The organism is Microvirga guangxiensis (assembly GCF_900102135.1).
GTDB lineage: Bacteria > Pseudomonadota > Alphaproteobacteria > Rhizobiales > Beijerinckiaceae > Microvirga > Microvirga guangxiensis.
This window is the reverse complement of sequence record NZ_FMVJ01000002.1, coordinates 492,650-511,409: the sequence shown is the minus strand read 5'-3', so window position 1 is coordinate 511,409 and position 18,760 is coordinate 492,650. Positions and strand designations below refer to the sequence as shown.

The following is an 18,760-nucleotide window of genomic DNA, read 5'->3' as shown; positions in this document are numbered from 1 at the left end:
GTGGGGAGATATGACACGGGACGGCGTCCGCGTGAACATCTGATCCTGCGATATTACCCCCGTCCGACGCTGACGTATGTGAAGCCGTTTCGCTCCATCTCCTCGGGGCGGTAGACATTGCGCAGGTCCACCACCACCGGCGCCGCCAGGGCCGCCTTCAGGCGCTTCAGGTCAAGCGCCCGGAACATGTTCCACTCCGTCACCAGCACCAGCGCATCCGCCCCGCGCACGCAGTCATAGGCGTCCGTGGCATAGTCCACATCCGTCAGCAGGGCCTTGGCCGCCTCCATCCCCTCCGGGTCATAGGCCCGCACCCGCGCGCCCGCATCCTGCAGCGCCGTGATCACGTCCAGGGACGGGGCATCGCGCATGTCGTCGGTGTTGGGCTTGAAGGTCAGCCCCAGCACCGCAATCGTCTTGCCCCGCACCGAGCCGCCGCAGGCCGCAATCACCTTGCGCCCCATGGCGCGCTTGCGCTGGCTGTTGACCGCCGCCACCGTCTCCACGATCCGCACCGGGGCCTCATAATCCTGCGCCGTCTTGATCAGCGCCAGGGTGTCCTTGGGAAAGCACGAGCCGCCATAGCCCGGGCCGGCATTCAGGAACTTGGCGCCGATGCGGTTGTCGAGCCCGATGCCGCGGGCCACGTCCTGCACGTTCGCGCCCACCTGCTCGCACAGGTCGGCGATCTCGTTGATGAAGGTGATCTTGGTGGCCAGGAAGGCGTTGGCCGCATACTTGGTCAGCTCCGCCGTGCGCCGCGACATGGCCAGCACCGGCGCCTGGTTGAGGTAGAGCGGGCGGTAGATCTCGTTCATGACCTCCTGGGCGCGCGGCTCGTCGGTGCCGATGACGATGCGGTCGGGGCGCTTGAAGTCGGCAATGGCCGCGCCCTCGCGCAGGAATTCCGGGTTGGAGACCACGGCGAAATCGGCGTCCGGGCGGGCCTCGCGGATGATGCGCTCGACCTCGTCGCCGGTGCCCACGGGCACGGTGGATTTGGTGACCACCACGGTATAGCCGCTCATGGCGGCGGCGATGTCGCGGGCGGCCTGGTAGACATAGGACAGGTCGGCATGGCCGTCGCCGCGGCGGGAGGGGGTGCCGACCGCGATGAACACGGCCTCGGCGGCCTTGACCGCTTCGGTGAGGGTGGTGGTGAAGGTGAGGCGGCCCTCGCGCACGTTGTTGGCGACGAGGTCGTCGAGGCCGGGCTCGAAGATGGGGATCTCGCCGCGGTGGAGGGCCTCGATTTTGCGCGGGTCCTTGTCCACGCAGCAGACCTCGTGGCCGAAATCGGCAAAGCAGGCGCCCGATACAAGCCCCACATAGCCCGACCCGATCATCGCTATGCGCATCAGGATCGCTCCCCTTTGTCTCAAAGCGACGGTTTAGGGCCTCTCGGACCGCGCCGCAACCCGGCGGAAAGGAGGGCTGCCCGGCTCTTTTGAAACAATACCCCCTTTGACATCTGGACAAAGCGCGCCCAAAAGACCGCCGTTTCTCAAACGGGGCATTCATGGACAACCCTTTTCTCGTCGATGTAACCCGCGGACCGCTGGTTGAATCGCGCCACCGAGGCAGCGTTTCGGTGGTCGATGCGGATGGCTCGACCGTTCTTTCGATCGGAGACGTGGACCGGCGGGTTTTTCCCCGTTCCGCCGTCAAGGCGCTTCAGGCGCTCCCCCTGCTGGAGCGGGGCATCGCGGACAAGTACGGCCTGACCGATGAAGAGATCGCGCTCGCCTGCGCGTCCCATTCCGGCGAGCCCGACCACGTGCGGGTGGCGGCCTCCATGCTAGCCAAGGCGGGGCGTGACGCGGGGTGCCTCGAATGCGGTACCCATTGGCCCATGGGGGAGGCGGCGAACCGTGCCCTGGCGGCTGAAGGCGGTACCCCGAACGCCCTCCACAACAATTGCTCGGGCAAGCATGCGGGCTTCATCTGCCTCGCCTGCGGGACGGGCGAGGACCCGAAGGGTTATGTGGGCGTCAGCCATCCCGTGCAGCGCATGGTGCGTGAGTCGCTCGAGGACATTACGGGCGCCTGCCACACCATGGAGAGGAGCGGCATCGACGGCTGCTCGATCCCGACCTACGCCATTCCGCTGCCCTCGCTGGCTTTCGGCTTCGCCAAGTTCGGTGCCGGTGCCCATCTCCGGGCTGAGACGAAAGCAGCGGCGGAACGCATCCGCAAGGCCGTGGCGGCTCATCCCTTCATGGTGGCGGGGACGGGGCGCTTCGACACCAGGCTCATGGACATTCTCAAAGAGCGCGCTTTCGTGAAGGTGGGAGCGGAGGGCGTCTATTGCGCATCCTTCCCGGAACTCGGCTACGGCGTCGCCCTGAAGGCCGATGACGGCAACGCGCGCGCGGCCGAGGCCATGATGGGCGCGCTCGTGCTGCGTTTCCTGCCCTTGAACGATCAGGAGCGTTCTGCTGTCGAGGCGCTTGCCAGGCCGGTGTTCAAGAACTGGAACGGCCTCGAAGTCGGGCGCATTCAGCTGAGCCCACTGCTTCTGGGATAAGCCGCTTGCAGACATGAAAAGAGGCCGGAGCTTTTGAACTCCGGCCTCTTTGTTTTTCGGAACGGACGTGGCGCGTCAGATGACGAAGAAGTGGTCGGCCTTCAGCGCCAGGTTCTTCTTCACCGTCGCGAACTCGACCGCTTTCTGCTTGCCCGAGCCATCGGCGTCGTAGAGCAGAATGCCCTTCTTCTTGTTGTAGATGATGTAGTCGTTCTTGTCCGTGGCTTTGGTGCCGATCTTGAAGAAGTCGCTCTTCAGCTTGCCCGTCTTCTTGAGCTTCTTGAAGATCGCGTTCTCCAGGTGGATCTTGTCGGCCTTCACTTCGAAGTCGGTGATCGTGTCGCGATTGGCGGCCTTGTTCGGCGCGCTATCGAAAACGAACACATCCTTGCCCTTGCCGCCCGTCAGGATGTCGTTGCCGAGCCCGCCATAGATCTTGTTGGCGCCGCTGTTGCCCACGATCACGTTGTTGAAGGCATTGCCGGTCAGGCCGATGGAGCCGGCGCCCGAGGCTGTGAGGTTCTCGACTCCATCGCCGAGCGCATAGGTGACCGAAGTGAAGACCTGATCCGCGAGATCGCCGCCCGCCTCGATGATGATGTCACCCGCGTTGTCAACGTAGTATGTGTCGTTGCCGAGACCGCCGGACATGGTGTCCGCACCGCCGGCGCCATCGATGACGTTGGCCGCCGCATTGCCGGTGATGGAATTGTTGCCCGCATTGCCGGTGAGGCTGATGGCCGCGAGACCATCGGCAATCAGGTTCTCGATATCGGCGCTGAGCGTGTAGCTGATGCTCGCATAGACCGTATCGATGCCGCTGCCGCCAGCTTCGGAAACCACGTCCCCGGCATTGTCGACATAGTAGGTGTCGTTGCCGGTGCCGCCATACATCTGATCGGCGCCTTCGCCGCCATTGAGCCTGTCGTCGCCGATGCCGCCATCGAGGATGTCGTTTCCTGCGCGTCCGTTCAGGTCGTCGTTGCCGGCCGTGCCGCCGCTCAGGGTGTCGTTGAACTCGGTGCCGACATACTGGTCGTTGGCAGCAGTGCCCGGCATGTTGACGCCCTGGAAGCGGGCATCGATCACCTGGCCGCGAATGCCGACGCTGTCGTCCCTGCGTCCGTCGATATTCTCGTCCCAAGCCGCAATAAGGCGACCGTCGGATAGCTCGATCACTTTTGGAACACCACGCTCGCCTTCATCGAAGGCGGTGCTGATGATCTTGTCTCCGAGATAGACGTTAGCTGCGTTATAGACCGCGACGCGAACCTGCGGTGCGGCTGTGCCGTCTGTATCCAGATAGGTAATGGCGAAACCGCCATCTTTGAGAGCGGTGACGCTCGGCGAGTTTTGATCGCCATCAGCACTTACGTTGACGGTGAAGGCATCCCCGATTGCGGTCATAGTGCCGCCGTCGAACATTTGCGCTTTGACGTTATCTCCGGTGCCGTCCCGCATTTCTTCGGTCCACACGATAAGGATGCGTCCACCCTTGAGAACCGTCGCTGAGGGAGCTGTGCCCTCCTTCATGGAGGCAGATACCGTGTACTCAGTCACTCCGGTTGAAAGCACTCCACCGCTCACGGTGGAAATACTTACCTTCAACGAGATGACTCCTCCGGACGCGGCATCCTCACTGTAAATGGTCAAGAAGCGATTATCTGAGAGGCTAACAACGGCATATGCTTCTTGGGTGCCGGTGGTTGTGCGATTCACGGAGCCCGAGTCGATGACTTGACCAGATGAATCATAAATATAAGCCTTGACGCCCGCATCGCCTGCGCCGTCGGCATTCTCGTCATTGCAGGTTACAATAAACCCGCCGCCTGCGAGAGCTTTGACCAGAGGGGCCGATACCTTGGTCGTGCTGGGGGCGACGACCTCGAAGTCCTCGGTTCCGCCATTGGCGTTGAAGGGTGTACCATCTCCGTTGAAGATGCGCGCGCGAATGGAGTAGGTTGTCACGCCGCCTTCGGTTACCTGATGCTCCCACATGTAGACGATCTTGCCGTTTTCCAGTGTCGTCACTGTTGGAGCCGAGTTGATGCCGGGGGTCGTGTCGATACGGATCGGATCACCTTCGGGAACAGCGCCTGAATAGAAGCGCTGCGCATAGATCGCCGTGGGTGTTGGCGCATCGCCACCCGGAAGCACATAGTTGATCGGAACTAGCTCCTTCCAGACAGCCAGGAATTTGCCATTATCCAGGGCCTGCAATTCCACATCCGATTGGATGCCGTACTTATTGGTGTTGACCAGAAACTCGCCCCAAAGGACTGGAGGGATAGACATTATGCGCCCCGCTTAAGATGCCAGATCGGCTATATATAATAACATATCATTGGATTTTTGGGATCGTTCTGGCAAGAGCTCCGTCGAGTTTGCGTGTAATCGCTTGCAATCCTGCAAGCTCTTTGCTGCTAACCCTCAGATTCCTAGCAGTTTCACAATCTCGCTTGCACCAGCGTCTGGGGAAATCGTCCCCTCCGCGATCGCCCGCTCGATCTCCGGCACCCGCTTCTTCAGGGCTGGATCATGCGTGAGTCGCTCGTGCAGGCGCTCATGGACGAGGGCCCACATCCATTTGGTGTCCTGAGAACGGCGCTTGGCCGACAGCTCTCCGGTGGCCTCCAGGCGCTTGCGGTGGTCCAGAACCTTTGTCCAGAGCTCGTCGAGGCCCTGACCGGTCAGCCCTGAGATGGTCAGCACCGGCGGTGTCCACGTGGAGGATGCGGGGGCCAGGATGTGGAGGGCGGCTTTATATTCGGCGGCGGCGGCCTTCGCCTTCATGCCGGCATCGTCCGCCTTGTTGACGGCGATCAGGTCGGCGAGCTCCAGAATGCCCTTCTTGATGCCCTGGAGTTCATCGCCGGCGCCCGGCAGCATGAGAACCAGAAAGAAATCGGTGAGATCGGCGACCGCTGTCTCGGATTGGCCGACGCCGACCGTCTCCACCAGGATCACGTCGAAGCCCGCCGCCTCGCATAAAAGCATCGTCTCGCGGGTCTTGGCCGCGACGCCGCCCAGCGTCCCGGAGGAGGGGGAAGGGCGGATGAAAGCGTTGGTGTCGGTGGCGAGGCGCGCCATGCGCGTCTTGTCGCCGAGAATCGCGCCCCCGGTGCGGGTGGAGCTGGGATCGACCGCGAGCACGGCGACCTTGTGACCCTTTTCGGTCAGCATGCTGCCGAGAGAGTCGATGGTGGTGGACTTGCCGACCCCCGGAACGCCGGTGATGCCGATGCGAACGGCCTTGCCCGTCAGCGGCATCAGCTCCTGTAGCAGGGCGCGTGCGGCCTCCCGATGGTCGGACCGGCGGGATTCCATGAGGGTGATGGCGCGCGCCAGCGCGGCGCGGTCTCCCCGCGCCACGGCATCCGCCGTCACATGCGTCTTTCTGTGAGAACCCCCGGTCATGGAGATAGCCTTAGCCTATTCGGTGCAGGCTTTCACCACGTGATCGGGTCCATTCCGATCCGTCCCCAGGCAGGAATCTTGACGGCCGGGCGGCGAATGTCGATTCCGGCCACCAGCCCCATGAAGTCGATCTCGAGGCCTTCGACCCAGCCCAAAGCGAGGCCCGCATATCCGGCCAGAGAGATCTGGATGCCGGTTCGGCTGGGGGTGAGGCCGATGAGGTCCTGCAGCGGCCGCCAATCCTTGCCGAGCGCCGTCGGGGGAAGGGCCGCATCCAGCTCCGGCACTGCGCGCAGCACATGGGCAACGAAGGTGTTGGAGTTGGGGCCGGGCCAGGCGTTGTAGGCTCCGTAGGACGAATAGGGATAACTCGCCACGGCCTTGCGGATCTGCGGGATCAGCCGCTCCGCGGCTCCGCCCTCGATGACCGCGACCGGATGGGGCGCATTGCCGAACCAGCGCCCGTCCGGGGCCCAGCCGTTGGTGCGAACGGGGCTGCCCCAGCCGACCTTGTCGTAGCGGGTGTATTGGCCGGCGCCCGCCTCCTTCACCACGATCCAGGTGTGATGGGCGAAGATGCCGCGCCAGCGGCCCACCCGCGCGGCATAGACGGCCACGATGGCCTGAGGAACCTCGGAGGGCGGTTTCAGAAGCTTCGCGCTCGACCAATCCGCAGCGCGCCAGCTGGGCGCGACATCCTCGCGCATGGTCCACCACAGGGCATGGGCTCCGAGGGGCAGGATGAAGAGGGCGACGATGAAAAGAAAAATGCGGAAGAGGGCAACCATCTCACCAAAGGTACAAACCGCATCGAGGCCGTTCAAGGCGCCGAATTGTCCACGCCGTTCACCAATGGTTTACCTTGGGCGGTGAGGAATGGGGGCATTGTAGGGCCCGGAGAGGCCATCGCCCGGTATTGCCTTGTGCATGCCATGATCGGGGGCAACACAGCAGCAACCCTCCTTAAGGTCCGGTTTTCCCGCCTCATGCAGCTTTCCATCTCTCGCCTCGCCGTCGTTTGTCTGACCGCCTTCATCCTGTCCGGGTGCATGGGGGACGACAATGTCCTGACGAGCCCGTTTTCCGCACCCGCGCCGGGCCTGTCGAAGGACCCGAAGCTCCTGGTCGCGACCACGCGCCTGCCGGTAGGCGATCCGCCGAGAAAGCCCTGGTTCAGCAGCGAGCGCTCGCCCGATCTCGTCTTCGCCGAAGCGCGCCTCAAGCCGCCGTCGGACTCGCTCATCGGCGGCTCGGGATGGAGCATCGCGAAGGTCGATTCCGTCTCACGCGGAAACGGCGCGCAGGCCTTCGCGCAGGCAGCCTTCGGGCGCGACCTGCTGCTCTACATCCACGGATATCGCGAGAGCTTCGAGACGGCGGCCGCTTCCACCATCGACCTGTCGGAGGGCATCAAGTTCCCCGGTGCGACCGGCCTCTTCACCTGGCCGTCCGCCGCTTCGACATTCAGCTACGTGGCGGATCGCGAGGCGGCCATGTGGTCGCGCGATGCGCTGGAGGATGTGCTCGCGGCCATCGCGAAAACTCCGAGCGGCGGACGCATTCACATCGTCGCGCACAGCATGGGCACGCTCCTGACCCTTGAGGCCCTGCGCATGCTGCGCGGCGACGGCGGCGCGAGCGCCATGGAGCGCATCGGCGCCATCGTGCTGGCGGCTCCCGACATCGACATCGATCTTTTCGCCCGCGGCTTGGAGAAGCTGGGGCCGGACGCGCAGAAGATCACGGTGATCAGTTCCACCAACGACCGCGCGCTTGCGGTATCGAGCCGACTTGCCGGCGGCATCGTCCGTGCGGGCGCGGCGGAGCGCGAGCGTCTGGAGGCGTTGGGCGTGCGCGTGGCCGATGCATCCGAGTTCGGCGGCGGCATCATCAATCACGATCTCTTCCTGTCGAACAAGGAAGTGCAGCAGGTGGTCAAGCGCGCCATCGAGCGGGCGAGATAAGCTGTTCGCGTCCGCTTGTCGGCGGCAGGTCCAGGATTAGTTCCTATCCAAAGCAAAACGATTTTGGAGGAAACGATGCTTCTGACCCGCCGCAACATCCTTGCCGGCATCGCTGCCTGCGCAGCTTCGGCGCTCCCGTTCGCGAACGCCTTCGCGCAGGCGGATTATCCGTCAAGGCCGGTTCGTGTCGTCGTGCCTTATGCGGCGGGCGGCGGTACGGATTTCTTCGCGCGTCTGGTCTTTGCCGAAATCGGCAAGCAGCTGGGTCAGCAATTCGTTATCGAGAACAAGGCAGGCGCGGGCACCAATCTCGGCGCGGAAGCGGTCGCCAAGGCCGAGTCTGACGGGTACACGCTGCTCCTTGGCGATACGGCGACCTATTCCACCAACCGGACGCTCTACAGCAAGCTCGCCTTCGATCCCTACAAGGATTTCGCGCCGATCACCCTGAGCGGCCGCTTCGCCCTGGTGCTGCTGGTCAACACGGACAAGCTGAAGGCGAAATCCGTTCAGGACATCATCGCGGCCGCCAAGCAGAACCCCAACGCGATCAATTACGGCACTCCCGGCCTGGGGAGCCCGTTCCATCTCGCGACCGAGCTTCTCGCGCAGAATGCAGGAGTGAAGCTGACCCACGTGCCCTATCGAGGGGCGGCTCCAGCGGTGCAGGATCTGGTGGCCGGCAACATCAACATGATGTTCATCGATTTCGCGACGGCGCGCTCGCAGCTCTCGGGGCCCATTCAGGCCGTTGCCGTCGCATCCCCGAAGGAGTTTTCAGGGCTTCCCGGCGTGCCGCCCGTCGCCAACGATTTCCCCGGCTTCGAGGCCTGGGCCTGGCAGGGCATCGTGGCGCCCGCCGGCACGCCGCCTGCGATCATCGCGAAGCTCAACGAGGCCTATCGCCGTGCCGTGAGCCAGCCGGAAATCCGCGACAAGCTGACCGGCGCAGGCATCGACGTGCTGCAGAGCACGCCCGAGGAGATGGCGGCCTATATGCGATCCGAGGGCGAGAAGTGGGACAAGGTGATCAAGGCCGCCAACATCAAGCTCGAATGAGCGGCCAATGGCCCTCGCGAGCGTGATGCAGATCACACAACGCCGCCAACGGCCCTGAAATACAGCAGCTTTGCCGCAGGAAGGGGTTGATCCTCCTGCCTCAAAGGCAAAAGATCGGGTTTCCTCGTTCTGCGATGGGGCCGATCCATGGCTGTGCTGGGTGAGCGTCGTTCCTATTCGCACCGGCTCATGGGCCCGTTGCTGATCACAGCCGTCGTGCTCGGCCTTCTCGGGCTGCCTCTCGCCGTGTGGCTCGACCTGCGCATTCTCTCCGAGCGCATGCTGCGGATGCAGGCGAGCGAAATCAGCCGGATCGTCGACGACATGCGCGGCTTCTACGGCAGCGACGTGGTGGCCCGCGTGCTGGAGGCGAACGGTCCGGTCACGGTCACTCACAATTACCGGGACATCAAGGGCGCGATCCCCATTCCCGCGACCTTGTCCATCGAGCTCGGCCAGCGCATCAGCTCCCATGACGGATCGGCCAAGTACCGCTTCGTCTCCGACATGACCTTCAAGGGCCGCCCGCCGCACCAGCTCGACGATTTCGAGCGCAGGGCCATTGCGGATCTAAGAGCCAATCCCGATCAGCGGATCGTCGATGTCTCCGGCTCGCTCTTCAACAGCCAGGTGAGAACCGCCGCACCCGTCCTGATGGGGCCGGTCTGCGTGAGCTGCCACAACACGCACCCGGAGAGCCCGAAGACGGATTGGAAGGTCGGCGATGTGCGCGGCATCCAGGAAATCTCCGTCGCGCAGCCGATCTTCGCGAACGTGTTCTCGTTCAAGTATTCCCTGTCCTATCTCCTGCTCGCATCGCTCGCCGGTCTCGCCATCATCTTCCTGCAACGCCGCCAGGCACGGCTCATCAACGGCATGAACCAGGAGCTGACAGAGGCGAACGACTTCCTTGCGGGCATTTCCCTGAAGCTCGCAAAGTACCTGTCGCCCCAGGTCTACAAGAGCATCTTCAGCGGACAGAAGGACGTGGCCATTGCCACCGAGCGCAAGAAGCTCACGATCTTCTTCTCCGACATCAAGGATTTCACGGCCATCTCCGAACGGCTGCAGCCGGAGGATCTGACGGAACTCTTGAACGACTATTTCACGGAAATGTCGGCCATCGCGCTCCGGCATGGAGCGACCATCGACAAGTTCTTCGGCGACGCGATCCTCATCTTCTTCGGCGACCCCGAGACGAAAGGCGTGGAGGAGGATGCGCGCGCGTGCCTGCGCATGGCCGTCGACATGCAACAGCACATGGATCACTTGAACGCCATTTGGCGCAAGCGCGGCATCGAGCTGCCCATGCAGGTGCGGATGGGGATCAATACGGGCTTCTGCAACGTGGGCAATTTCGGCAGCGACGACCGCATGGCCTATACGATCATCGGCGCGGAGGCGAACCTTGCCGCGCGGTTGCAGGCGATCGCGGAGCCGGGCGGCATCTGCCTGAGCTATGAAACCTATGCGCTCGTGCGCGACATGGTGCGGGCGAGTCCGCTCGAGCCCATCCTCATGAAAGGCATCAAGCGCGAGGTGGTGCCTTATGCCGTCGAAGGCCTGCTGGGCGAACTCGCGCAACGGCCTCAGGTCATCATCGAACACGTGACGGGCCTCGACCTGTTCCTTGATCTCGACGCGCTGAAGGACAGTGAGGTCGAGCGCGCGAAGAAACGGCTCAGCGAGGCTCTGGCCGCATTGGATGGAGGATGGGAGCAGACGCGCCGGGCAGGCTGAGTGCTTCCCTTGCCGAAGGACGATCCCCATGACCGAAACCATGCATTGGCGACCGGTTTACGATTTCTGGTTTCCGCCCGGACTGGAAAGCACGAGTCAGGAAACCCATTGGCGGATGCTGCAATGGTGGATGGGCGGCGGCGCGAATGCGGAGCTCGCGCGGTTCGCGCCCGTCCTAGAGGAGGCGAGGGCGGGTCGCCTGAATCATTGGCTGGGGGAGCCTCGCGGACGATTGTCGCTCATCGTCGTCCTCGATCAGTTCACGCGCGGATTGCTTGCGGGTACGCCGGGAGCCTATGCGTCCGATCCGGAGGCCCTGCGCATCACCGAGGAAGGGCTGAGGAACGGCGACTATGAGGCTCTGACGCATCCGTGGGAGAAGTTCTTCTTCCTGATGCCCGTCGCGCATACGGAAGGGCCGGACCATCGGGAGCGGATGGAGAGGATCGTCATTCTCTCCGAAGCCGCCGTCACCGATGTGCCCGAGCATTTGCGCCCGATCTTCGAGTTCTCGCTCAGTCAGGCGCGCGGCCATCGCGATGTGATCGCACGCTTTGGCCGTTTTCCTCATCGCAACGCCGTCCTCGGACGAACTTCGACGCCTGAGGAATTGGAGTATCTGGAGAAGGGCGATTACGTGTTCAACCGCTCCATCCCTCGGACGTGATCTTACTCCGCCGCCTGTTTCGGGCCGTAGCCCAGGCGGCGATTCAACTCCTCGATCAGGTTGATCGCCGCATCCGCGATCACCGTGCCGGGCGGGAAGATCGCCGAAGCTCCAGCCTGCGTGAGCGCGTCGAAATCCTGCGGCGGGATCACGCCGCCGACGACGATCATGATGTCCTCGCGGCCGAACTTGGCGAGCTCAGCTTTCAACTCGGGCACGAGGGTTAGGTGGCCTGCAGCGAGCGACGATACGCCGATGATGTGCACGTCGTTCTCGATGGCCTGACGGGCGGCCTCAGCAGGAGTCGCGAAGAGGGGGCCGATATCCACGTCGAAGCCCAGATCGGCGAAGGCGGAGGCGATCACCTTCTGGCCGCGGTCGTGCCCGTCCTGCCCCATCTTGGCGACGAGAATGCGCGGACGGCGTCCATCGTCGTGCTCGAACTGCTCGACGAGCTGGCGCACCTTCTCCACGGCTGGCGCTTCCATGCCGACCTCCCGCTTGTAGACGCCCGAGATCGCCTTGATCTCGGCGCGGTGACGGCCCCAGACCTTTTCGAGCGCGTCGGAAATTTCACCGACCGTTGCTTTTGCACGAGCAGCCTTGACGGCAAGGTCGAGCAGGTTGCCCTGGCCGGTCGACGCACCCTTGGACAGCGCATCGAGGGCCGCATCCACATCCGATTGATTGCGCTCGGCGCGCAGCCGTTTCAGCTTCTCGATCTGCTGCGCGCGCACGGCGGCATTGTCGACCTTGAGAATGTCGATGGAGGCTTCGTTGTCAGAGCGGAAGGCGTTCACGCCGATGATCTTCTGATGCCCTGAATCGATCCGCGCCTGCGTGCGGGCGGCGGCCTCCTCGATCTTCAGCTTCGGGATGCCCGCCTCGATGGCCTTCGCCATGCCGCCGAGGGCTTCCACTTCCTGAATGTGGCTCCAGGCCTTCTCGGCGAGTTCCTTCGTCAGACGCTCTACGTAGTAGGAACCGCCCCACGGATCGATGATGCGCGTGGTGCCGCTTTCCTGCTGCAGGAAGAGCTGCGTGTTGCGGGCGATGCGCGCGGAGAAATCGGTGGGCAGCGCCAGCGCTTCGTCGAGGGCGTTCGTGTGCAGGGATTGCGTGTGGCCCTGCGTTGCCGCCATCGCCTCCACGCAGGTGCGCACCACGTTGTTGAACACGTCCTGCGCGGTGAGCGACCAGCCGGAGGTCTGGCTGTGGGTACGCAGCGGCAGCGACTTCTCGCTCTGCGGGTTGAAGCCCTTCACGAGCTTTGCCCAGAGCAGGCGCGCGGCGCGCATCTTGGCGACTTCCATGAAGAAGTTCATGCCGACGGCCCAGAAGAAGGACAGGCGCGGCGCGAACTGGTCGATGGTGAGGCCCGCCTGAATGCCCGCGCGGATATATTCCACGCCGTCGGCCAGGGTATAGGCGAGCTCCAGATCCTGCGTCGCTCCCGCCTCCTGCATATGATAGCCGGAGATCGAAATGGAGTTGAACTTCGGCATGTTCGCGGAGGTATAGGCGAAGATGTCCGAGATGATGCGCATCGACCCCTTGGGCGGGTAGATATAGGTGTTGCGCACCATGAACTCTTTGAGGATGTCGTTCTGGATCGTGCCCGAGAGCTTCGAGGCCGGAACGCCCTGTTCCTCCGCCGCGACGATATAGAGCGCGAGAATGGGCAGCACCGCGCCGTTCATGGTCATCGACACGCTCATCTGATCGAGCGGGATGCCTGCGAACAGGGTGCGCATGTCGTAGATGGAGTCGATGGCGACGCCCGCCATGCCCACATCGCCCGCCACGCGGGGATGATCCGAGTCATAGCCGCGATGGGTGGCGAGGTCGAAGGCGACGGAGAGGCCTTTCTGGCCCGCGGCGAGGTTGCGGCGGTAGAAGGCGTTGGAGTCCTCAGCCGTGGAGAAGCCTGCGTATTGGCGTACGGTCCAGGGCTGGTTCACGTACATGGTGGGGTAGGGGCCGCGTAGATAGGGGGCGACGCCCGGAAACGTATCGAGGAAGTCGATCCCTGCGCGATCCTCGGGGCCGTAAGCGCCCCTGACGGCAATGCCTTCCGGCGTGAGCCATGGCTCACCGCCAGGCTGCGTTGCGGGCGAGGTTGTGGAGGAGCCCGTCCAACCGAGGCTCGCGAAATCCGGGATGCGTGTCATGGCCTTGAAACGGATGCCCTCATCGAACGGAAAAGAAAACAGATTTCTCCCATTCTAGGACATCCGCAACCATGAGGCTATCGGCGCATCGTCTAGGCCTAGCCTCGCTTTTCGGCGTTCCAGACGCCCGAGCAGACGCGCCCGCCCGATGTCCGCCATGTGCCGCTTCCCGTATTGCCCGAGAGGCTTCCGGTGACGTTCGCGCGGTCCTGGCCGCGGGAAATGCTGGCTGAAACGGAGCCGTTGGACCGAACCTGGCCGTTCACGTCGAACTGCTCGGGCCCGCCATAGCGGGCGCGGCCGTTCTGCACGATCACGGAATAGCGATAGGCCCGGTCGCAGCTGCCCTGTTCGGTGACGACTTCCACGCTCCAGTTTCCGTCGAAGCGGTTTGTTTGAGCTTGGGCCCCGGGCGCGAGAAAGGAAACAGCAATAGCTGCCGCGCCGAGCCAGGACATCCTACGCATCGAAAACTCCATGACATCAGAGGCTGGAATAACGTGAGGATTCCCGGCGCGGTTCCTGACAGCAAAAAGCCGCCGCATCGGGCGATGCGGCGGCCATAATGAGGCGGCCCAATTGACTCAGGCGCGCTTCTGGGCCGTCCAGCGTCCCGCGCAGCCGAGCATGCCCAGTTGCCAAGTGCCCGCGCCCGACTTGCCGCTGAGCCGGCCATTGGCATCGACCTTGGCTATGCTGCGGCGGATATCGAGATCGACGGCGCCGTTCGGCCCGATCTGGCCCGACACGGTGGTCGGTGAATCGCCGGGAGCAGGAATGTAGCGCACATTCCCGTTATCGATGGCGATGGAATAGTTGTAGCTGGCGTCGCAGATGCCGGAATCCGTCACCATGCGCACGCTCCAGGTGCCGTCATGCTTGGAGGCCGGAGCAGCCATGGCGCCGCCGATCAGGGTCATGCCGAGGCCCAGGGCCACAGCCGTACTCTTCGCAAGATTCATGAAACCGTTCTCCCGGTTCAAATGGCCGGGAGGACGGTTCAAAGGCTCAGGCACCGGCCTTGTCGAGGGCCTCGCTCAGAACCTTGAGGGTGTCGCACCCGGCATAGATGAAAGTGGTGATTCCGGCCCGGGTCAGCTCTTCTTCGCGATCGCCCGGTCGTCCTGCCAGGTAGATGGGAGGTGATCCGGCCTCATGCAAGGTTTTCGCGGCGTCCTCCGCATGAGTTGCATAAATTTCATCTGAGGAGCAGATGCATGTAAGCTCGGCTTTACTTTCAAGGAAGGCTTCACGGAGCTTCGCATTGTCCGAAAAGCCGTCGTTGGTAACGGCTTCTATTCCGCCCGACTCAAAGAAATTCTTGGCAAAGGTCGCGCGCGCCGTGAACGCCGAGATCGGGCCGAGATTGGCGAGGAACACCTTTGGGCGCGCGCCTGTCCTTGCGAGGTAGGCATCCGACAGATCGCGCAGGCGCTCGAACGCCTCAGCCGTGCGGATGGAGGGCAGGGGCTCGACCGTCACGGCGGAGGGATCGGCGTTCTCATTCGCGTCAGGGGCTGAGGGCATCAGCACCGTGACATCCGCCTCATGGATGTTCGGGAATTCACTCGTGCCGGTGATCGGCTCCTTGCGGGTGGCCGCGGTCCTTTCGCGCTGCGCACAGGTGGCGGCGATGCGGTTTTGAAGCGAGCCCGCCCTCAGGCTCTCGAGAATGCCACCCTCGCGCTCAAGCTCCTGAAACAGGATCCAGGCCTTCTCGCAGAGGGCATCGGTCAGCGCTTCGAATCCTCCCGCCCCCGCGGCAGGGTCGGCCACGCGCCAGAGGTTCGACTCTTCGAGCAGGATCAATTGCGTGTTGCGCGCCACGCGGCGCGCGAATGCATCCGGCAGGCCAAGCGCCGCCGTGAAGGGCAGCACCGTGATCGCATCCGCGCCGCCGATCCCGGCTGAGAAGGTCGCAACCGTCGCGCGCAGCATGTTCACCCACGGATCGCGCTTCGTGGTCATCCGCCAGGCTGTTTCCGCATGCAGGCGGATGGGCTTCGGTTCGAGGCCGCAGGCCTGTTCGACCTGAGCCCAAAGACGGCGCAGGGCACGGAATTTCGCGACCGTCAGAAACTCGTCCGCATCCGCGACCAGCAGGAACGAAAGCGCCTGTCGCGCGGCATCGAGGGAATGACCCTGAGCCTCGAGAGCGCGCAGATAGGTTACGCCTGTCGCGAGAACCGCAGCCAGCTCCTGCGCCTCGCTCGCGCCCGCTTCATGATAGGCGCGGCCATCGGCGATGAAGGCGCGGCCGTTGAAACCCTTTTCGGCAAGGCTCGTCAGCATGCTGCCCATGCGGGCTGTCATCTCGTGCCATTCCACCGACATGCCGCCCTGCGCGGCAAGCCCGCCGATGGGATCCATGCCGAGGTCGAGGGACAGGTCGGAGAGCTTGTGTCCGCGCTTTTCCGCTAGCGCGATCAGGAGTTGCGCCATGACGCGGCCCTGACGGCCTGCATCGAGGCGCAGATGGATCAGGTCGAGCATCACGCCTGAGAGCGCCTTGTCGAGATCCTCGACGCTCTCTGCCTTGACGCCGAAGCCCCGCGCCGCGGGCGCTCGATGCGTGACGAGGGTCAGCGCATCGGCGCCGCCCTCGAGATCGACGAGAGCAAGCTCATTGGCCTTGGCCGGATCGGGATGGTCGACCCGCTGCGAGACACGCCAGCAGCCGGCCTGTTCGCGCGCAATCCGGCCAGCCCCTTCCGCTTTCGGATAGAGCGGCTGGATCTCGATGCCATCGTGGGTGCGGCTGACGAGCTTTTTCGAGAAATCGGCTCCCTTCAGCACTCCTTCGACCAGCTTGAGCCATTGCTCGCGGGTAGCCTGAGGAAAGTCGGCGGCAAGAGAGAGATCGTCCATGAATATCCCCATCCGGAGGAGGGCAAGCTGAGTTGCGCGGGAAGATAGTGGGTCGGACGGGATGTGGGAATGCCCCAAAGGGCGGGGGAGGCTTCGAAGCGTCATCCCGAGCGACGCAGCCGATCCGGGATGACGCCTGAGCGATTGTCTTAGACGAACTGGGACAGGCCGGGGATCGAGCCCATGATGGTGCCCATCGTGTCCTCGCCGGCCTTCTCACGGCCATAGGCGAAGAGCTCCTTGCCGAGGGGCTGCATCTGGCCCATGGAGACGCCGATGCCCATGAGCTGGCCACCCAGCGCCATGACGCCGCCGCCCATGGAGCCGACCATGCCCATGAGGCCGCCGCTGGCTCCGGTCTTGGATTGCTCGATGGCGTCCATGGCACCAGGCAGGGCTTCGATGAGCTTGTTCACCTCAGCCTGCGGGCCTTCCTTCTGAAGGTAGCCGAGGATGAGGCCGATGGCCTTGCGGGCGGTCGCCTGATCGAGGCCGGTCTTCTGCGTCACGCGGGCGAGGAGCTCGTCCATATGATTCTCCTAGTGCTGGATTGATAAGATGGTTTAGCTCTAAACTATTTAGTCGCTAAATCTCAAACGAAAAGTCTTAACAGTAGAAACTGGCGACAGGGCTTCTAAGATCCTTTGAGAGATTTTGGAGAGACGAACAATGCTCGAGGACGGAAAGATCTTCATCGGCAAAAGCACCAAGCCCGAGTATCTGGACTTGCGGCTTGCCAATCGCCACGGGCTCGTCACGGGCGCAACCGGCACAGGCAAGACAGTTTCACTGCAGGTTCTGGCGGAAGGTTTTTCGAACGCGGGCGTTCCGGTCTTCGCCGCCGACATCAAGGGCGACCTCTCCGGCATAGCGGCACCCGGCAACGCCAAGGAGCCTCTGGTCAAGCGCGCGCAGGAAATCGGCATCGAGTACAGGCCGGATCAGTTTCCCGTAGTGTTCTGGGACATCTTCGGCGAGCAGGGGCATCGCGTTCGCGCGACGATCTCCGAGATGGGGCCGCTGCTGCTCTCCCGCCTTCTCGATCTCAACGACACGCAGGAGGGTGTTCTCAACATCGCCTTCCGCATCGCGGACGAGCAGGGATTGCTGCTGCTCGACCTGAAGGATCTGCGTGCGCTGTTGCAGCTCATCTCGGACAATGCGAGCGAGCTCACCACCACTTACGGCAACGTGTCGAAGGCCACCATCGGCACGATCCAGCGTCAGCTCCTCGTGCTCGAAAACCAGCAGGGCGACGAGTTTCTCGGCGAGCCTGCCCTCGACATCAAGGACCTGATGCGCACCGACCGCGACGGGCGCGGCGTCGTCAACATTCTGGCGGCGGACAAGCTCATGAGCAATCCGCGCCTCTACGCCACCTTCCTGCTGTGGCTCATGTCCGAGCTGTTCGAGGAGCTGCCCGAGGTGGGCGATCTGGACCAGCCCAAGCTCGTCTTCTTCTTCGACGAGGCGCATCTGTTGTTCAACGATGCGCCGAAGGCTCTTGTCGAGACGGTGGAGCGCGTGGTGCGTCTCATCCGCTCGAAAGGCGTGGGCGTATATTTCATCACGCAGAATCCGGTCGACATACCGGAGACGGTGCTGGCCCAGCTCGGCAACCGCGTGCAGCATGCGCTGCGCGCCTACACGCCGCGCGAGCAGAAGGCGGTGCGTGTCGCCGCCCAAACCTTCCGGCAGAACCCGGCCTTCGATACGGAAAAGGCGATTACGGAATTGAGCGTCGGCGAGGCGCTGGTCTCGACGCTGGAGGGCAAGGGCGCGCCTTCCATGGTGGAGCGCACGCTCATCGCGCCGCCCATGGCGCAGGTCGGTCCCATCGAGCTGAGCGAGCGCCAGCAGATCCTGAATGCGAGCCCCATGAAAGGAAAATACGATCAGGCGATCGATCCGGAATCCGCCTATGAAATGCTGGCGAAGCGCGCCGAACAGGCGGCTGCCGACGCCAAGGCGGCAGAGGGCGGAGGCGGCATCCTCGACATGATCGGCGGTCTCTTCGGCACCGGTGGCCCGCAGCGTAAAGGCTCGATGACGGTGGGCCAGAAGGTCGCCCGTGAAGTCACCCGCACGGTCGTCAACCAGACGGTCGGCAACATCGCGGCCCAGATCGGCAAGTCCATCGGCGGACGCCAGGGCAGCTCCATCGGCCGCGCGATCGTGCGCGGAACGCTGGGCGGGTTGTTGAGGCGGTAAGTCTTGCGCAGGTGAGCCGGGAGCGTCGAAGGATGAGGCGCGTGTTCCCTCCCCCTTGCGGGGAGGGGTAGGGGTGGGGGTCGATCGACCGGGTGAGCGGCTGAACCAGTGAAGCGCTGATCCAATTCTCCCGAGC

General features: G+C 63.5%; 15 protein-coding genes. 6 read left to right on the top strand and 9 right to left on the bottom strand.

Translation table 11 applies throughout. The features are described from left to right. Positions 1–53: 53 nt before the first annotated feature. Complete coding sequence (locus BLP10_RS02455; protein WP_091129265.1) at positions 54–1,358, bottom strand: UDP-glucose dehydrogenase family protein; 1,305 nt, start codon at positions 1,356–1,358, stop codon at positions 54–56. A 161-nt stretch (positions 1,359–1,519) separates the two neighbouring features. Between BLP10_RS02455 and BLP10_RS02450 the strand changes: the two genes are divergently transcribed. Further along, positions 1,520–2,527 carry an asparaginase gene (locus BLP10_RS02450; protein WP_091129260.1) on the top strand — a complete coding sequence of 336 codons (1,008 nt, stop codon included), beginning with the start codon at positions 1,520–1,522 and terminating at the stop codon, positions 2,525–2,527. A 75-nt stretch (positions 2,528–2,602) separates the two neighbouring features. On the opposite strand, the gene BLP10_RS02445 is transcribed toward BLP10_RS02450, so the two are convergent. The 3 genes from BLP10_RS02445 to BLP10_RS02435 all read right to left on the bottom strand — a co-directional run bounded on the left by BLP10_RS02445 (position 2,603) and on the right by BLP10_RS02435 (position 6,732). Next, a complete protein-coding gene (locus BLP10_RS02445) occupies positions 2,603–4,822 on the bottom strand; it encodes a calcium-binding protein (RefSeq protein ID WP_091129256.1) in 2,220 nt (739 codons plus the stop codon). 135 nt (positions 4,823–4,957) lie between these two features. Further along, a complete protein-coding gene (gene meaB / locus BLP10_RS02440; RefSeq protein WP_091129253.1) occupies positions 4,958–5,944 on the bottom strand; it encodes a methylmalonyl Co-A mutase-associated GTPase MeaB in 987 nt (328 codons plus the stop codon). A 32-nt stretch (positions 5,945–5,976) separates the two neighbouring features. Further along, positions 5,977–6,732, bottom strand: a complete 756-nt coding sequence (locus tag BLP10_RS02435; RefSeq protein WP_091129250.1) for a DUF3750 domain-containing protein — start codon at positions 6,730–6,732, stop codon at positions 5,977–5,979. 198 nt (positions 6,733–6,930) lie between these two features. On the opposite strand from BLP10_RS02435, the gene BLP10_RS02430 reads away from it, so the two are divergent. The 4 genes from BLP10_RS02430 to BLP10_RS02415 all read left to right on the top strand — a co-directional run bounded on the left by BLP10_RS02430 (position 6,931) and on the right by BLP10_RS02415 (position 11,374). Then, positions 6,931–7,908 carry an alpha/beta hydrolase gene (locus BLP10_RS02430; RefSeq protein ID WP_091130095.1) on the top strand — a complete coding sequence of 326 codons (978 nt, stop codon included), beginning with the start codon at positions 6,931–6,933 and terminating at the stop codon, positions 7,906–7,908. A 75-nt stretch (positions 7,909–7,983) separates the two neighbouring features. Beyond that, a complete protein-coding gene (locus tag BLP10_RS02425; RefSeq protein ID WP_091129248.1) occupies positions 7,984–8,967 on the top strand; it encodes a Bug family tripartite tricarboxylate transporter substrate binding protein in 984 nt (327 codons plus the stop codon). 147 nt (positions 8,968–9,114) lie between these two features. Then, a complete protein-coding gene (locus tag BLP10_RS02420; protein ID WP_091129245.1) occupies positions 9,115–10,707 on the top strand; it encodes an adenylate/guanylate cyclase domain-containing protein in 1,593 nt (530 codons plus the stop codon). Between the two features lie 28 nt (positions 10,708–10,735). Continuing rightward, entirely contained in the window at positions 10,736–11,374 is a 639-nt protein-coding gene (locus BLP10_RS02415; protein WP_175493745.1) for a DUF924 family protein, read from the top strand. A gap of 2 nt (positions 11,375–11,376) precedes the next feature. Here the strand turns inward: BLP10_RS02415 and scpA are convergent, their stop codons facing one another. From scpA to BLP10_RS02390, 5 genes are all read right to left on the bottom strand, one after another. Continuing rightward, positions 11,377–13,545, bottom strand: coding sequence for a methylmalonyl-CoA mutase (gene scpA, locus BLP10_RS02410; protein ID WP_091129237.1), 2,169 nt, complete (start codon positions 13,543–13,545; stop codon positions 11,377–11,379). Between the two features lie 98 nt (positions 13,546–13,643). Beyond that, positions 13,644–14,012, bottom strand: coding sequence for a hypothetical protein (locus BLP10_RS02405; RefSeq protein ID WP_091130091.1), 369 nt, complete (start codon positions 14,010–14,012; stop codon positions 13,644–13,646). Between the two features lie 117 nt (positions 14,013–14,129). After that, positions 14,130–14,507: a hypothetical protein gene (locus BLP10_RS02400; RefSeq protein WP_091129234.1), complete on the bottom strand. Its 378-nt coding sequence runs from the start codon at positions 14,505–14,507 to the stop codon at positions 14,130–14,132. Between the two features lie 46 nt (positions 14,508–14,553). Continuing rightward, positions 14,554–16,413 (bottom strand): methylmalonyl-CoA mutase family protein, encoded by a 1,860-nt coding sequence (locus BLP10_RS02395; protein ID WP_091129230.1) that lies wholly within the window; start codon positions 16,411–16,413, stop codon positions 14,554–14,556. A 149-nt stretch (positions 16,414–16,562) separates the two neighbouring features. Then, positions 16,563–16,943 (bottom strand): DUF2267 domain-containing protein, encoded by a 381-nt coding sequence (locus BLP10_RS02390; RefSeq protein WP_091129226.1) that lies wholly within the window; start codon positions 16,941–16,943, stop codon positions 16,563–16,565. Positions 16,944–17,082: 139 nt separating this feature from the next. On the opposite strand from BLP10_RS02390, the gene BLP10_RS02385 reads away from it, so the two are divergent. Beyond that, positions 17,083–18,624: a helicase HerA-like domain-containing protein gene (locus tag BLP10_RS02385; RefSeq protein ID WP_091129223.1), complete on the top strand. Its 1,542-nt coding sequence runs from the start codon at positions 17,083–17,085 to the stop codon at positions 18,622–18,624. The last annotated feature ends 136 nt before the right edge of the window (positions 18,625–18,760 follow it).

Bases quoted from the DNA above. Each gene is read 5' to 3' on its own strand.
- scpA (WP_091129237.1), bottom strand. From the start codon at position 13,545: ATGACACGCATCCCGGATTTCGCGAGCCTCGGTTGGACGGGCTCCTCC.
- BLP10_RS02425 (WP_091129248.1), top strand. From the start codon at position 7,984: ATGCTTCTGACCCGCCGCAACATCCTTGCCGGCATCGCTGCCTGCGCA.
- meaB (WP_091129253.1), bottom strand. From the start codon at position 5,944: ATGACCGGGGGTTCTCACAGAAAGACGCATGTGACGGCGGATGCCGTG.
- BLP10_RS02385 (WP_091129223.1), top strand. From the start codon at position 17,083: ATGCTCGAGGACGGAAAGATCTTCATCGGCAAAAGCACCAAGCCCGAG.
- BLP10_RS02450 (WP_091129260.1), top strand. From the start codon at position 1,520: ATGGACAACCCTTTTCTCGTCGATGTAACCCGCGGACCGCTGGTTGAA.
- BLP10_RS02435 (WP_091129250.1), bottom strand. From the start codon at position 6,732: ATGGTTGCCCTCTTCCGCATTTTTCTTTTCATCGTCGCCCTCTTCATC.
- BLP10_RS02415 (WP_175493745.1), top strand. From the start codon at position 10,736: ATGACCGAAACCATGCATTGGCGACCGGTTTACGATTTCTGGTTTCCG.
- BLP10_RS02430 (WP_091130095.1), top strand. From the start codon at position 6,931: ATGCAGCTTTCCATCTCTCGCCTCGCCGTCGTTTGTCTGACCGCCTTC.
- BLP10_RS02455 (WP_091129265.1), bottom strand. From the start codon at position 1,358: ATGCGCATAGCGATGATCGGGTCGGGCTATGTGGGGCTTGTATCGGGC.
- BLP10_RS02445 (WP_091129256.1), bottom strand. From the start codon at position 4,822: ATGTCTATCCCTCCAGTCCTTTGGGGCGAGTTTCTGGTCAACACCAAT.
- BLP10_RS02420 (WP_091129245.1), top strand. From the start codon at position 9,115: ATGGCTGTGCTGGGTGAGCGTCGTTCCTATTCGCACCGGCTCATGGGC.
- BLP10_RS02400 (WP_091129234.1), bottom strand. From the start codon at position 14,507: ATGAATCTTGCGAAGAGTACGGCTGTGGCCCTGGGCCTCGGCATGACC.
- BLP10_RS02390 (WP_091129226.1), bottom strand. From the start codon at position 16,943: ATGGACGAGCTCCTCGCCCGCGTGACGCAGAAGACCGGCCTCGATCAG.
- BLP10_RS02405 (WP_091130091.1), bottom strand. From the start codon at position 14,012: ATGCGTAGGATGTCCTGGCTCGGCGCGGCAGCTATTGCTGTTTCCTTT.
- BLP10_RS02395 (WP_091129230.1), bottom strand. From the start codon at position 16,413: ATGGACGATCTCTCTCTTGCCGCCGACTTTCCTCAGGCTACCCGCGAG.